Below are 13,347 nucleotides of genomic sequence, written 5' to 3' on the forward strand. Positions count from 1 at the left end.
CAGGAAGGATCTTCACCAGCAATGGCCGACGAGAACACCCCAGTCACCCCTGAAGAGGGCGGCGAACTCGCGATGCGCATCGAGCCCGTCGGGCTCGAGACGGAGATGCAGCGCTCGTACCTCGACTACGCGATGTCCGTCATCGTCTCGCGCGCGCTGCCGGACGTGCGGGACGGTCTCAAGCCCGTCCACCGCCGTGTCCTGTACGCCATGTACGACGGGGGCTACCGCCCCGAGCGCGGCTTCTACAAGTGCGCCCGCGTCGTCGGCGACGTCATGGGCAACTACCACCCCCACGGCGACTCCTCGATCTACGACGCCCTGGTGCGCCTCGCCCAGCCGTGGTCGATGCGCATGCCGCTCGTGGACTCCAACGGCAACTTCGGCTCGCCGGGCAACGACCCGGCGGCGGCCATGCGCTACACCGAGTGCAAGATGGCGCCGCTGTCGATGGAGATGGTGCGTGACATCGACGAGGAGACCGTCGACTTCACGGACAACTACGACGGCCGCTCCCAGGAGCCGACCGTCCTGCCCGCCCGCTTCCCCAACCTGCTGATCAACGGCTCGGCGGGCATCGCGGTCGGTATGGCGACGAACATCCCGCCGCACAACCTCCGCGAGGTCGCGGCCGGCGCCCAGTGGTACCTGGAGAACCCGGAGGCCTCGCACGAGGAGCTGCTGGACGCCCTCATCGAGCGCATCAAGGGCCCGGACTTCCCGACGGGCGCGCTGGTCGTCGGTCGCAAGGGCATCGAGGAGGCGTACCGCACGGGCCGCGGCTCGATCACCATGCGGGCGGTCGTCGAGGTCGAGGAGATCCAGAACCGCCAGTGCCTGGTGGTCACCGAGCTGCCCTACCAGGTCAACCCGGACAACCTCGCGCAGAAGATCGCCGACCTGGTGAAGGACGGCAAGATCGGTGGCATCGCGGACGTCCGCGACGAGACGTCGAGCCGCACCGGCCAGCGTCTGGTCATCGTCCTGAAGCGGGACGCGGTCGCCAAGGTCGTGCTGAACAACCTGTACAAGCACACCGACCTGCAGACGAACTTCGGCGCCAACATGCTGGCGCTGGTGGACGGCGTGCCGCGCACGCTCTCCCTGGACGCGTTCATCCGGCACTGGGTGACGCACCAGATCGAGGTCATCGTCCGCCGTACGCGCTTCCGCCTGCGCAAGGCCGAGGAGCGGGCGCACATCCTGCGCGGCCTGCTGAAGGCCCTGGACGCCATCGACGAGGTCATCGCGCTGATCCGGGCCAGTGACACGGTCGAGATCGCGCGCACGGGCCTGATGGAGCTCCTGCAGATCGACGAGATCCAGGCCAACGCCATCCTCGAGATGCAGCTGCGCCGACTGGCCGCCCTGGAGCGCCAGAAGATCATCCAGGAGCACGACGAACTCCAGGCGAAGATCACCGAGTACAACGCGATCCTCGCCTCCCCGGTCCGCCAGCGCGGCATCGTCAGCGAGGAGCTCGCCGCGATCGTCGAGAAGTACGGCGACGACCGCAAGACGATGCTGGTGCCCTACGACGGCGACATGTCCATCGAGGACCTCATCGCCGAAGAGGACATCGTGGTCACCGTCACCCGCGGCGGCTACGTCAAGCGCACCAAGACGGACGACTACCGGGCGCAGAAGCGCGGCGGCAAGGGTGTCCGCGGGGCGAAGCTGAAGGAAGACGACATCGTCGACCACTTCTTCGTCTCGACGACCCACCACTGGCTGCTGTTCTTCACCAACAAGGGCCGGGTCTACCGGGCGAAGGCGTACGAGCTCCCGGACGCGGGGCGTGACGCGCGCGGGCAGCACGTGGCGAACCTGCTGGCCTTCCAGCCGGACGAGGCCATCGCCGAGATCCTCGCGATCCGCGACTACGAGGCGGTGCCCTACCTCGTGCTCGCCACCAAGGCGGGTCTGGTGAAGAAGACGCCTCTGAAGGATTACGATTCGCCGCGCTCCGGCGGTGTCATCGCGATCAACCTTCGTGAGACGGCGGACGGTTCCGACGACGAACTGATCGGTGCCGAGCTGGTCTCGGCCGAGGATGATCTGCTGCTGATCAGCAAGAAGGCCCAGTCGATCAGGTTCACCGCCACGGACGACGCGCTGCGGCCCATGGGCCGTGCCACCTCGGGTGTGAAGGGCATGAGTTTCCGCGAGGGGGACGAGCTGCTCTCGATGAATGTTGTTCGACCCGGTACGTTCGTGTTCACTGCAACCGACGGCGGGTACGCGAAGCGGACTCCCGTCGACGAGTACCGCGTCCAGGGGCGCGGCGGCCTCGGTATCAAGGCCGCCAAGATCGTTGAGGACCGTGGATCGCTCGTCGGTGCGCTGGTGGTCGAGGAGACGGACGAGATCCTCGCCATCACGCTGTCCGGCGGCGTGATTCGTACGCGAGTCAACGGGGTCAGGGAGACGGGCCGTGACACCATGGGCGTCCAACTGATCAATCTGGGCAAGCGCGATGCCGTGGTCGGCATCGCACGTAACGCCGAAGCGGGGCGCGAGGCGGAGGAGGTCGACGGCGACGTCGCCGACGACGAGACCGCCGAGACCGCCGGCACGGACGAGGGTGAGGCGCCCTCGGCCGAGTAGCACGAGGAGTGAGTCACGTGAGCGGAGCCACGGGCGCCGGATCGACCGGTACCTCTACGGGTACGGAGACGGACGGCGGCGGCCGTGGCTCCGCCGCGCAGACCAGTGACTCGCCCTCACCCGACACGCATGGATCCCAGGGGGGAACTGTGACGGACACCCGAGGCCCGCAGGCCCAGCAGTACGCGGGCGGCCCGGCCCCGGCGAACCAGCAGCAGCCGGCGCAACCGGCGCCCACGGCTTCGCCGCTGCCCGGCGAGCGACAGCCGCAGCCCTCCTCCGGGCCCTACCACCCGCCGCAGGCGTACCCGGCGGCGGCCGCGCCGAGCGGCGCGGTGCGCAGGCCGCGCACGGGGGCGCGCACGGTGCCGCGGACCCGTAAGGCGCGGCTGCGGGTGGCCAAGGCCGACCCGTGGTCGGTGATGAAGGTCAGCTTCCTGCTGTCCATCGCGCTCGGCATCTGCACGATCGTCGCGTCGGCGGTGCTGTGGATGGTCATGGACGCCATGGGCGTCTTCTCCACGGTCGGCGGCACGATCTCGGAGGCGACCGGCTCCAACGAGTCGAACGGCTTCGACCTCCAGTCGTTCCTGTCCCTGCCGAACGTCCTGATGTTCACGGCGATCATCGCGGTCATCGACGTCGTCCTCGCGACGGCCCTCGCCACGCTCGGCGCGTTCATCTACAACCTCTCCGCCGGCTTCGTGGGCGGTGTCGAACTGACGCTGGCCGAAGACGAGTGAGCGCCTGTTCAAACCTCTCCTGACGGTTCCCCGACAACCGATTTTGGGACTGCGCACCACGTGCGCTAATCTTCAGGAGTCAGCGCGCGGGACACACCCCGCAAAGCGCGGCGGGGCTATAGCTCAGTTGGTTAGAGCGCATCCCTGATAAGGATGAGGCCACAGGTTCAAATCCTGTTAGCCCCACCACCCACATGACCCCCGGTCCACCAGGACCGGGGGTCATGTGCGTTGCTGGTCGATCGAAAGGGGTGCGAAAGCGCCCGATCGCTGGCGACGGGGGATGCACCAGCGATCGGGCTGTGGCCAACAGTAACAAGGCTGGTTGAACGGCGGGAGGCAGCCGTTCGGGACCGGGTGGGCTATGTGAGCGGGATCACGTTCCTGGTCAGTGGTCGCACGGGGGGTCGTAGGAGAGGCGGGGCAGGTACTCGTCCCACTTCTCCTCGGTCAGGACGCCCCGGGTGGTGGCGCAGATCCGGCGGACGGCACGGTCGACGTCGAGGTGCCACAGGCGGACGGTGTCGGTGCCGCTGGAGACCCCGAGCATCTGGCTCTTGGGGCTGAAGGACAGGAAGTTGCCCGTCTTGGCGTTGGGGCTCATCGACTGACCGATGGGGGCGGCTTCCGCGGGCGCGGAGACGTTCCACAGGTGGACCGTGTTGTCGTTGCCGCCGCTGGCGAGGGTGCGGCCGTCCTGGCTGAAGGTGAGGGAGACGACCGCCTCGGTGTGGCCGGTCAGCGTGGCCACCGGCTCGCTCACCGCCGCGGGGTCCGTCACGTCCCACAGGCGCACCGAGTCGTCGTCGCTGCCGCTGGCGAGGGTTCTGCCGTCCGGGCTGAAGGCGACCATGTTCACGGGACCCTCGTGGGCGGCGAGCGAGCCGCCCCGCGCGGTCGTCCGCCCGGGGTCCGCGGTGTTCCACAGGCGGATCGTGCCGTCCGCGCTGCCACTGGCGAGGGTGGCGCCGTCCGAGGAGAAGGCGAGGGTGTTGACGTAGCCGCGGTGGCCGGTGAGGGGGGCGCCGTACGGGGTCGGGCGGGAGGGGTCCGAGACGTCCCACAGCTGGAGGGTGCGGTCGTCGTAGGCGGTTGCCAGGGTGCGGCCGTCGGGGCTGAAGGCCAGCGCGTCCGGGCCCATGAAGCGGGTGCGCAGGGTCAGGGGCGGGCCGTGGGAGACCGGGCGGGTGGGGTCGGAGACGTCCCACAGGTACACCGAGCGGTTGCCGGTCAGCACCGCGAGGGTGCGGCCGTCGGGCGCGAACTGCAGGGAGCGCTGGCCGCCGTCGTCGGGCATGAACGGCTTGTTCAGCGCCATCGGGCGGTCGGGGGTGCGCACGTCCCACAGCCGTACGCTGCCGTCCCGGGCGGCCGTGGCGAGGACCCGTCCGTCGGGGCGGAAGGCTCCGCTGCGGCCGAACATGTCGGACGTGGGGATCGACCACAGCCGCACCTTGCTGTCGCCGCTGCCCGTGGCCAGGGTTCTGCCGTCCGGGCTGAAGCCCAGGGCGTACATCTCGCCGCTGCTGCCCGCGAGTGGCTCGCCCACTCGGGAGGGGTACGCCGGGTCGCTGACGTTCCACAGGCTCGCGGTGCTGTCGGCGCTGGCCGCGGCGAGGGTGGCGCCGTCCGGGCTGAAGGCCACCGACCAGATGGGCCCGGTGTGGCCGGTCAGGGGTGGACCGAGCGCGGACGCGTCCCCGGGGTCCGCCACGTTCCACAGCCGTACGGTGTCGTCGGCGGCGCCGCTGGCGAGGGTGCGCCCGTCGGGGCTGAAGGCGACGGAGTGCACCAGGTCGGTGTGGCCGGTCAGACGGCTGTCGTAGGGCTTCGGGCGGCGCGGGTCGGCCACGTTCCACAGGTGGATCGTGTCGTCGTCGCCGCCCGCGGCCAGGGTGTCGCCGTCCGGGCTGAACGCCACCGAGCGGACGGCGGCGCCGGCACCGGTCAGGGTGCTGACGGTCCTCGGCCGGTCCGGCCCCGAGACGTCCCACAGGCGGACGGTGCGGTCCTCGCTGGCGGAGGCCAGGGTACGCCCGTCGGGACTGAACGCGACCAGGTAGACGGTGCCCTCGTGCCCCGTCATCGGGGTGCGCAGCGGCTTGGGGTGTCCCGGGTCCGTCACGTCCCACAGGCGGATCGTGCCGTCGTCCGCCGCGCTGGCGAGGGTCCGGCCGTCCGGGCTGAACACCGCGCTGCTCACCCAGCTCGTATGGCCGATCAGGGGCTTGCCCAGGGGCTTCGGGCGGCCTCGGTCCGACACGTCCCACAGCCGGACCGTGCGGTCGTAGCTGGCCGTCGCCAGGAGCTTGCCGTCGGGGCTGAAGGAGGTGAGGTAGACGGCGCCGGTGTGGCCGAGGAGGGGGGTGGCCAACGGGGCGTTCACGATGGACACCAGCCGGTTGTTGGTGCCCTCGTCGCCCGGGCGCAGCCGGTGCGCGACCAGGTCCAGCTGGGCCGACAGCGACGGGTCGGTGTACTGGACGCGGTCGGCCTCGGCGACCACCTGCTCGAACACGGCGTCATTGCGCTGTTGCCAGGCCACCACCGCCGAACCGACGGCCACCAGGGCCAGCACCATCAGCGCCGCCACCGCGCCCCGCCGGATCCACTGGGAGCGCCGACGCAGTCGTACGGAGGCGGCCAGGAACTCCACCGCGCTGCGGGTCAGGAGGGTGTCCCCGGCCGACTTGGCCCAGCTGTCCGCCTGGTCCAGCCGGGAGCCCCGGTAGAGCAGGGAGGAGTCGCGGTGGGAGTCCTCCCAGGAGCGGCCGTCCTCCTCCAGACGCTGGCGCAGCAGGTTGCCGCCCCGGTCCTCGTCGATCCACTCCCGCAGCCTCGGCCAGGCGTGCAGCAGGGCCTCGTGGGTGATCTCCACGGTCTCCGCGTCGAGGGTGACCAGACGGGCGCGGACCAGCGCCTCGAGGGACTCCTCCGTCTTGTCGGGATCCGTCGACTCCGCCGCCAGCTGCCGCCGGGTGCCGCGCCTGCGGGTGGCCTGGGTGTCCTCGCCGAGGCGCACCAGGCGGAGCAGCAGCAGCCGGGCCGCGGTCCGGGCCGCCGGGTCCAGGCTGGACCAGGCCCGTTCGGCGGTCGCCGCGACGGCTCCTTGGATGCCGCCGGCGGCCCGGTAGCCGGCCAGGGTCAGCCGCCCCGACTTGCGGCGCTGCCAGGTGGCCAGCAGGGCGTGCGAGAGCAGCGGGAGCACACCCGCGTCATGGGCGCCGCGCGGGCCGTCGGCGCTGACCTCCCGGACGATGAGCTCGGCGAGCCCGGGCTCCAGCTCCAGACCGACGGCCTTGGCCGGCCCGGTCACCGCCTCCCGCAGTTCGGCGGCGGTCAGGGGGCCGAGGACCATGTGCCGGTGCTGGAGCGCGTCGGCGAGTTCGGGGTAGCCGAGGCACTGTTCGTAGAAGTCGGCGCGGATGCCGAGGACGACGAGCGCGGGGGCCGGGGTGCCGTCGGTCGCGGGGGTGGCGGCGGCGTGCAGGAGCTGGATGAAGGCGTCCCGGTCGCGCTCCTCGGCGCAGAGCGTGAAGGCCTCCTCGAACTGGTCGACGATGACGACCAGCGGGGCGGCCGAGGACGCTGCCGTGAAGGCCTCACGGACGGCGGCCCCGAACTCCGGGCTGCCGGGCGCCTCCTCGGGGCGCGATGTTTCACGTGAAACACCAGGCAGCCCCGGAACCCGACGGCTCAGCTCCCCCAGCGGATCCGCTCCCGGGACGAGTTGGAGCACCTCCCCGCCCGCCTCCCGTAACGCGGGCACGAGGCCGGCGTGGAGCAGGGAGGACTTCCCGGCCCCCGAGGCGCCCACGAGCATCAGCAGTCCGCCGGTCCGCTCCGCGGCCCGGAGATGGGCGACGAGCGCGTCCGTGCTGCGCTCCCGGCCGAAGAACCAGCGGGCGTCCTCCTGCCGGTAGGAGGCGAGGCCCCGGTACGGACAGACGGTCTCCATGGCCGGCGCCTCGGAGGCGGGCTCCTCGGCGACGACCGGATCGGCCACGGCCCGCTCCCACAGGAGCTGCCACTGGGTCATGTCGTACAGGCCGGGCGAGACCGCCGCCGCCCGTGCGCGCCGCGCCTGCGGGATGAGGACCTGGAGGACGGCGGCCAGGGCGGCGAACTGCGCCGGTACGTTCTTCGCGCGCCGCCAGTCGCTGATGCGCTGCGCGGACACCCGTACCGGACGCCCTCGTTCGTCCACGCGCTGGAGTTGGGCGACCGCCTCGGACACCCGCTTCAGGGGCGGGTTGCCGGCCTCCCGGTACAGCAGCGCAAGGCGTTCCGCGAAGGCTGTGCGTGCCCCTGAGTCGGAACTCAAGGCGTCCACCCCTTACTTCACCCGCACCTGGACGTCCGGACCGGAAAACTCACTTTATACGGCTGACCTGCGAGGAAGCCCAGGGTTGAAAACCGGAACCTCCTCGGAACGGGCCCCAACTGGCAGGATCACACCGCGTAGCCAGTCAACCGCGCGTCGTCCGGGGAGGCTGCCCGCGTCAGCCGCCTTCGCCGCAGTGACGGAACGTCTACCCCGTCCGCGAGCCTTCCCGACCACCCCGACTTCGGTCCCCGCCACGGTGTGGGACCGACACCGGCGCGTCGTTTGGCACCGGTCCCCGCGAGGGGAGGGACCGGTGCCGAACGACGCGGCACTCGGGTGCCGACGCCTCCCGCTTCTTGCCGCTGCCCCCGTCCCGCCGTACCTTCGTATCTGACGAACCGTCAGATATGCGGTGGGAGGCAGCCGGCGTGGACGGCACCAGGGAACTGCCCAAGGTCATCAGCGTGGACGATCACGTGATCGAGCCCGCGCACCTCTTCGAGACCTGGCTCCCGGCCAAGTACCGGGACAAAGGCCCCAAACCCTTCACCGCCGGGATCGGTGAGCTCGCATACGTCGGCGGGAAGTACCGGTTCACCACCGATCCGGACGGACAGATCACCGACTGGTGGGAGTACGAGGGCGAGTTCTTCCCGTACAAGCGGATCATCGCGGCGGTCGGGTTCTCCCGGGACGAGATGACGCTCGACGGCATCACCCGGGAGCAGATGCGGCGGGGCTGCTGGGACCCCAAGGCGCGCCTGGAGGACATGGAGATGAACCATGTCGAGGCCTCGCTCTGCTTCCCCACCTTTCCCCGCTTCTGTGGACAGACCTTCGCGGAGGCCAAGGACAAGGAGGTCGGGCTGGCCTGTGTGCGCGCCTACAACGACTGGATGGTCGAGGAGTGGTGCGGCGACAGCGGCGGCCGGCTCATCCCGCTGTGTCTGATCCCGCTGTGGGACATCGACCTGGCGGTCGCGGAGATCCACCGCAACGCCGCCCGCGGGGTGCGCGCGGTGACGTTCAGCGAGATCCCGACCTATCTCGGGCTGCCCTCGATTCACTCCGGCTACTGGGACCCCTTCTTCGCGGCCTGCGAGGAGACCGGGACGGTCGTGAACATGCACATCGGGTCCTCCTCGCAGATGCCGGCCGCCTCCCCGGACGCGCCGCCCGCCGTGCAGGCCTCGCTGAGCTTCAACAACGCCATGGCGTCGATGATGGACTTCCTCTTCTCCGGGGTGCTGGTGAAGTTCCCGCGGCTGAAACTCGCCTACAGCGAGGGACAGATGGGCTGGATCCCGTACGCCCTCGAACGCGCGGACGACGTGTGGGAGGAGCACCGGGCGTGGGGCGGGGTGAAGGACCTGATTCCGGAACCGCCGTCGACGTATTACTACCGGCAGATCTTCTGCTGCTTCTTCCGGGACAGGCACGGCATCGAGGCGATCGACACGGTGGGGGTGGACAACGCCACCTTCGAGACGGACTACCCGCACGTCGACTCGACCTGGCCGCACACCAAGCAGGTCGCGGCCGAGCATGTGGCGGGTCTGTCCGACGAGGTGACGTACAAGCTGCTGCGCGGGAACGCGATCCGGATGCTGGATCTGCCCTTCGACCGCTGATTGGCGGCCCCGCGGCCGGGGCAGGCACCCGGTGAGAGACGGGAGTGCGGATGTCGAAGGTCTCCGTGGATCCGGAGCTGTGTTACGGCTCCGGCGAGTGCGTGTACCGGGTGCCGTCCGTGTTCACCGTGGCGGACGGGTTCGGGGCCGTCATCGCCGGGCGGGAGGACCGCGGGGACGATCAGGAGGTGCGGGAGGCGGCGGAGCTGTGTCCGTCGCAGGCGATCGTGCTCGGCGGCCCGTAGGTCCAGCCGGTGGCGGCCAGCGCCCGTGCCCGGGCCTCCGCCACGGCCATCCGCGCCGCCCGCTCCGCCGGATCGACGTGCGAGGCCTGGCCCGTGGCCTGCCCCTCCCACTTCCGGTACAGCAGCCCGGCCTCCGCGGTGAACCAGCCCCGGCTCACGGCGTTCAGCGCCAGCAGCAGCCCGGTGTCCTCGGACGCGGGCAGCGCCATCCAGCCGCCGAGCGCGAGCAGCAGGTCCCGGCGGACGCAGAGCGTGGCCGGATGCACCTGGGCGAGGAAGTCGTGCGCCCGCCAGTGCTCGAGCACCGCGCCCCGCTCGACGGGACCGTCGCCGGGGTCGCCGGGGAAGCCCACGGTGGAGCCGTCGGACAGCAGGTCCAACGCCCGGGAAGTCGTCCAGCCGATGCCGGGATCGCCCTCCAGAACGGCCAGATCGCGGGCGAGCGCGCCGGGCGTCAGCCGGTCGTCGGCGTCCAGCACCTTCACGTACGGCCCGTCGGCGTGCGCCAGCGCGATGGTCCGGGCGACCCCGGGACCACCGGAGCGGCCCTGCCGGAAGGTGACGCGGGCGTCGTCGGGGACGTACGGCGCCACGGCGTCGGTCGTGCCGTCCTCCTGGACCAGCCAGTGCCACTCCCAGCCGTCCGGCAGTTCCTGCGCGCACAGCGACGCGTGGGCGTCCGGGAGGAAGCGGGCCGAGGGGCCGTGGACAGCGGTCACGATGATGATGCGCCGGCGCACGGCGGCCCTCACCACCTTTCCAGCTCGGTGGTGAACAGCAGTTCGGTACGGTCGCCGGGGAGCGTCACCCGGGAGACCTCCACGACACGGTCCCTGATGTCGTACGACGTCTTGCGCAGCACCAGCACCGGGCTGCCGGCGGGCAGTTCCAGTTCCCGCGCCTCCTCGGGCGTCGGGGGACGGGCCGTGACGCGTTCCTCGACGCGGGCCACCTCGACGCCCACGGTGTGAAGTTGGTGCTGGGTGCCGCCTGGCCACGGCTCGTTGGCCGGGTCCAGCAGGTCGGGGTTGGCCGCGATCAGGTCGTGCGGCAGAAAGCTGGTGACCAGGCCGAACGGGGCGCTCTCGGTGGCCCGGCGGGTGCGGTAGACGCGTCGCAGGAGCGGGGTGCCGAGGGGGACGCCGAACGCCTCCGCGAGGTCGGCGGGGGCCTCGATCTCGTCGTACTCGGCGTGGAAGGTCAGATCGGAGCAGTCCAGGCCGGTGTCGTGCTCGGTGGCACCGAGACCGGTCCGCTCGGCGCACGGGCGGCGCACCCGGTTCTTCTCCCACTGATGGCGCCGACTGTCGCGGACGGCGGGCGAGCGAGGCATGGGCCCAGGCTACGACGAGGCCCGGCCACTCTTCCGGGTGGCCGGGCCTGGTGAGGCGTACGCAAGTTCGCCGGATGGACAGGGAGGATGGAGCGAGCGAAGGCTCTGTCAGCGCTGAAGCGGGATGAGGGTGTCCTCGGCCGTGGGCGCGGCGGTGTCGCAGTCGGCGGGCGTGGCCTGGTCCGCCTCGGTGTCCTCGACCGGGCGGTGGCGGCAGCTCGGTGTCTTGCCGTGGGCCTCGGCGCGGATGCGCTGCTTCATCGTGGGGGGCAGTGACCTGGCGTAGGCCCAGGCCCAGTGGGACATCGCCGGCGCCGTGAACTCCGTGGCGCTCTCGCTGCCGGTCTCACGAGCCGACTCGCTGTGCGGTACGGCCGCGGCGGCGGTCGTGGTGACGAGTCCGAGCGCCGTGCACAGCGCGAGGAAGGCGGTGACGATGGCGGTCCACAGCTTCATGACCTTGTTCCGGGCCATGGCCCCTCACTTTCAGGTTGGGCGATTTGCGTACTTTCCTCATGATGTGTATGGGGGCCGCGAAGTGGTGGACCTACGCCGGTGGCGCGTCGATGTTCAGATGAACACCACCCGGATGGGTCCAAGCACCCCGAAAAGTGGAGAAGAGGGCTCAAAGTAACCGTCTGTAGGGGTGTGATCACCCTCAGATCGGAGTGGTGTTCTCCGCTTCTACTGCGGGCCGCGGGCGCTGAGTTGAGGGCCCCGCACAGGTCACCGATCGATATCGGTCGGTGTGTATAGTCGGGCGCCAGAGGTCCCCTACGTCAAGGAAAGACGAGGTCGCGCGGTGAAGAAGCTTCTCCTGGTCGCACTGGCCGCCATCGGCGGGCTCCTCGTGTACCGCCAGATCCAGGCGGATCGCGCCGAGCAGGATCTGTGGACGGAGGCGACTGACTCCGTGCCCACGGGTTCGTGACAACCTGATCTGAGAACAGACCCCGGCCGTGGTTGCGGTCGGGGTTTTGTGTTGTTGGGCGGGCGGGGCGCGGCCCGGGTGGGCAGGATGGGGCACGTTCCGGGCCCGGCGATGGCAGGGCTCGCGATGTCGAGGGCCTGATGGCTGGGGCCGCGAGGACGAGGGCCTGACGACGGGGCCCGGCGAGGGCAGGGGGCGGTGCGTGATGGGGCGGCGTGCGGTGTGCCGCGTGGCGGTGGCGGGGGCGGTGCTGTGGACGGCCGTCGCCGGGACCGGTGGACCGTCCGCGGTTGCGGCGGGGACGCCGACGCCGTATGGCTTCTCACCGGACGCCACGACCGTCCCCGGCGTGGCCGGAACCGCGGACGCCACCCGTCTGGAGTCCGGGCGGACCTTCCGCAGTTCGCTCCCGGTGAGCGAGAAGGTCTACTACCGCCTCGAACTCGACGCCACCTCCAGTGCGTACGTCTCCGCCACCGCGGTTCCCCCGGCCGACGCCGTCGTCTCCGCCTCGGACGGGGTCCGGGTGTCCGTGCAGGACGCCGACGGGCGCCCCTGCGGCTCGGAGACGGAGAACTTCGGCGGCGGCAGCAGCGCGCGGCCGATCACCGCCGTGGGGATGCGCGAGCCGTCCGCGTCCCGTTCGCGGTGCGCGGAGGCGGGCACGTACTACGTGGTCGTCGAGCGGGTCGGCACCACGGCTCCGGAGGATGTCGCCTGGGACCTGGAACTCGCCACGTTCTCCGAGCCTCCCCTGGCGAAGGCGGCCGCGACCACGGCCCCCGAGGCCTGGAACTCCGCCGCTCCCCGGCCGCTGCCGGGCGAGGCCGTACGGCGGCCCGGTGGAGCGGGGTTCTCCTCGGCCGTCCCCGTCGGGCAGGGCGTCTGGCGCTCCGACCTCCCGCCCGGGCAGACCGTCTTCTACAAGGTGCCGGTCGGCTGGGGAGAGCAGGTCTACGCCACCGCTGAGCTGGCCGGTTCCGCCGCGGGCTCCCGGGTGGTGGTGGGCGCGCTGGAGCTGTCGCTGCACAACCCGGTGCGCGCCCCGCTCGACGACGTGAGCCTCAACTACACCGGCAGCCAGCGGTCCGAGTCGCTGGAACCGCTGCCGCCCGTGGCGTACGCCAACCGGTACGGCGGCACCGACCGGGTCGCGGGGATGCGATTCGGGGGCTCCTACTACCTGGTGGCGCATCTGTCCGCGCAGGTGGCCGAGCGGTTCGGGGACGGCCCGTTCGAGGTGACGCTGCGGATCCGGATCGAGGGTTCGCGACAGTCCGGGCCGGCGTACGACGGGCGGTTCGAGCCGCAGGGCGTGTTCTCGCCGGTGGCCGGTCCGGGGGAGTCGGGCGCGGTGGCCTCCGGGGGCGGGGAGGACGACACGGCCATGACCATCGTCGCGGTGAGCGGGATCGGCGGGGGGACCGTGATTCTGGCCGTGCTCGGGGGCTGGGCGGCTGTGGGGCGGCGGAAGGTTTCGTCGCTCTAGCGCTGGTGGCTGTGAGCCGTGCTCCAGGGCTGGTGGCCGTG

General features: G+C 71.1%; 10 protein-coding genes and 1 tRNA gene. 7 read left to right on the forward strand and 4 right to left on the reverse strand.

Annotated features, from left to right (window positions below; translation table 11 throughout):
- The first annotated feature begins 21 nt into the window (after nucleotides 1-21).
- From gyrA to ACWDRW_RS01140, 3 genes are all read left to right on the forward strand, one after another.
- Entirely contained in the window at nucleotides 22-2,607 is a 2,586-nt protein-coding gene (gene gyrA / locus ACWDRW_RS01130) for a DNA gyrase subunit A (RefSeq protein WP_451718227.1), read from the forward strand.
- Nucleotides 2,608-2,624: 17 nt separating this feature from the next.
- Complete coding sequence (locus tag ACWDRW_RS01135) at nucleotides 2,625-3,350, forward strand: DUF3566 domain-containing protein (protein WP_451718230.1); 726 nt, start codon at nucleotides 2,625-2,627, stop codon at nucleotides 3,348-3,350.
- A 112-nt stretch (nucleotides 3,351-3,462) separates the two neighbouring features.
- A tRNA-Ile gene (locus ACWDRW_RS01140) sits at nucleotides 3,463-3,539 on the forward strand.
- A gap of 199 nt (nucleotides 3,540-3,738) precedes the next feature.
- On the opposite strand, the gene ACWDRW_RS01145 is transcribed toward ACWDRW_RS01140, so the two are convergent.
- On the reverse strand, nucleotides 3,739-7,683 hold the full coding sequence (locus tag ACWDRW_RS01145) for an nSTAND1 domain-containing NTPase (protein ID WP_451718232.1): 3,945 nt from the start codon (nucleotides 7,681-7,683) through the stop codon (nucleotides 3,739-3,741).
- 401 nt (nucleotides 7,684-8,084) lie between these two features.
- Between ACWDRW_RS01145 and ACWDRW_RS01150 the strand changes: the two genes are divergently transcribed.
- Both ACWDRW_RS01150 and ACWDRW_RS01155 read left to right on the forward strand, forming a co-directional pair.
- Nucleotides 8,085-9,308, forward strand: a complete 1,224-nt coding sequence (locus tag ACWDRW_RS01150) for an amidohydrolase family protein (protein WP_451718235.1) — start codon at nucleotides 8,085-8,087, stop codon at nucleotides 9,306-9,308.
- Nucleotides 9,309-9,358: 50 nt separating this feature from the next.
- The gene (locus ACWDRW_RS01155) at nucleotides 9,359-9,553 is read left to right on the forward strand and encodes a ferredoxin (RefSeq protein WP_451718238.1); all 195 of its coding nucleotides are present in this window, start codon (nucleotides 9,359-9,361) and stop codon (nucleotides 9,551-9,553) included.
- Here the strand turns inward: ACWDRW_RS01155 and ACWDRW_RS01160 are convergent.
- From ACWDRW_RS01160 to ACWDRW_RS01170, 3 genes are all read right to left on the reverse strand, one after another.
- Nucleotides 9,490-10,293 carry a glycosyltransferase family 2 protein gene (locus ACWDRW_RS01160; RefSeq protein ID WP_451718240.1) on the reverse strand — a complete coding sequence of 268 codons (804 nt, stop codon included), beginning with the start codon at nucleotides 10,291-10,293 and terminating at the stop codon, nucleotides 9,490-9,492. The two genes, ACWDRW_RS01155 and ACWDRW_RS01160, sit on opposite strands and share 64 nt — an antisense overlap.
- Before the next feature lie 8 nt (nucleotides 10,294-10,301).
- A complete protein-coding gene (locus ACWDRW_RS01165) occupies nucleotides 10,302-10,886 on the reverse strand; it encodes a UTRA domain-containing protein (RefSeq protein WP_451718243.1) in 585 nt (194 codons plus the stop codon).
- Between the two features lie 108 nt (nucleotides 10,887-10,994).
- Nucleotides 10,995-11,360, reverse strand: coding sequence for a DUF6344 domain-containing protein (locus ACWDRW_RS01170; RefSeq protein ID WP_451718245.1), 366 nt, complete (start codon nucleotides 11,358-11,360; stop codon nucleotides 10,995-10,997).
- Nucleotides 11,361-11,688: 328 nt separating this feature from the next.
- On the opposite strand from ACWDRW_RS01170, the gene ACWDRW_RS01175 reads away from it, so the two are divergent.
- Both ACWDRW_RS01175 and ACWDRW_RS01180 read left to right on the forward strand, forming a co-directional pair.
- Complete coding sequence (locus tag ACWDRW_RS01175; RefSeq protein WP_003999697.1) at nucleotides 11,689-11,817, forward strand: DLW-39 family protein; 129 nt, start codon at nucleotides 11,689-11,691, stop codon at nucleotides 11,815-11,817.
- A 205-nt stretch (nucleotides 11,818-12,022) separates the two neighbouring features.
- Complete coding sequence (locus ACWDRW_RS01180) at nucleotides 12,023-13,306, forward strand: hypothetical protein (RefSeq protein ID WP_451718668.1); 1,284 nt, start codon at nucleotides 12,023-12,025, stop codon at nucleotides 13,304-13,306.
- The last annotated feature ends 41 nt before the right edge of the window (nucleotides 13,307-13,347 follow it).

This window comes from Streptomyces sp. NPDC003635, from assembly GCF_053587635.1.

What these genes read in the sequence shown, in the direction of transcription:
- ACWDRW_RS01165 (WP_451718243.1), bottom strand. Translation starts at nt 10,886, where the DNA reads ATGCCTCGCTCGCCCGCCGTCCGCGACAGTCGGCGCCATCAGTGGGAG.
- ACWDRW_RS01155 (WP_451718238.1), top strand. Translation starts at nt 9,359, where the DNA reads ATGTCGAAGGTCTCCGTGGATCCGGAGCTGTGTTACGGCTCCGGCGAG.
- ACWDRW_RS01180 (WP_451718668.1), top strand. Translation starts at nt 12,023, where the DNA reads ATGGGGCGGCGTGCGGTGTGCCGCGTGGCGGTGGCGGGGGCGGTGCTG.
- ACWDRW_RS01150 (WP_451718235.1), top strand. Translation starts at nt 8,085, where the DNA reads ATGCGGTGGGAGGCAGCCGGCGTGGACGGCACCAGGGAACTGCCCAAG.
- ACWDRW_RS01170 (WP_451718245.1), bottom strand. Translation starts at nt 11,360, where the DNA reads ATGGCCCGGAACAAGGTCATGAAGCTGTGGACCGCCATCGTCACCGCC.
- gyrA (WP_451718227.1), top strand. Translation starts at nt 22, where the DNA reads ATGGCCGACGAGAACACCCCAGTCACCCCTGAAGAGGGCGGCGAACTC.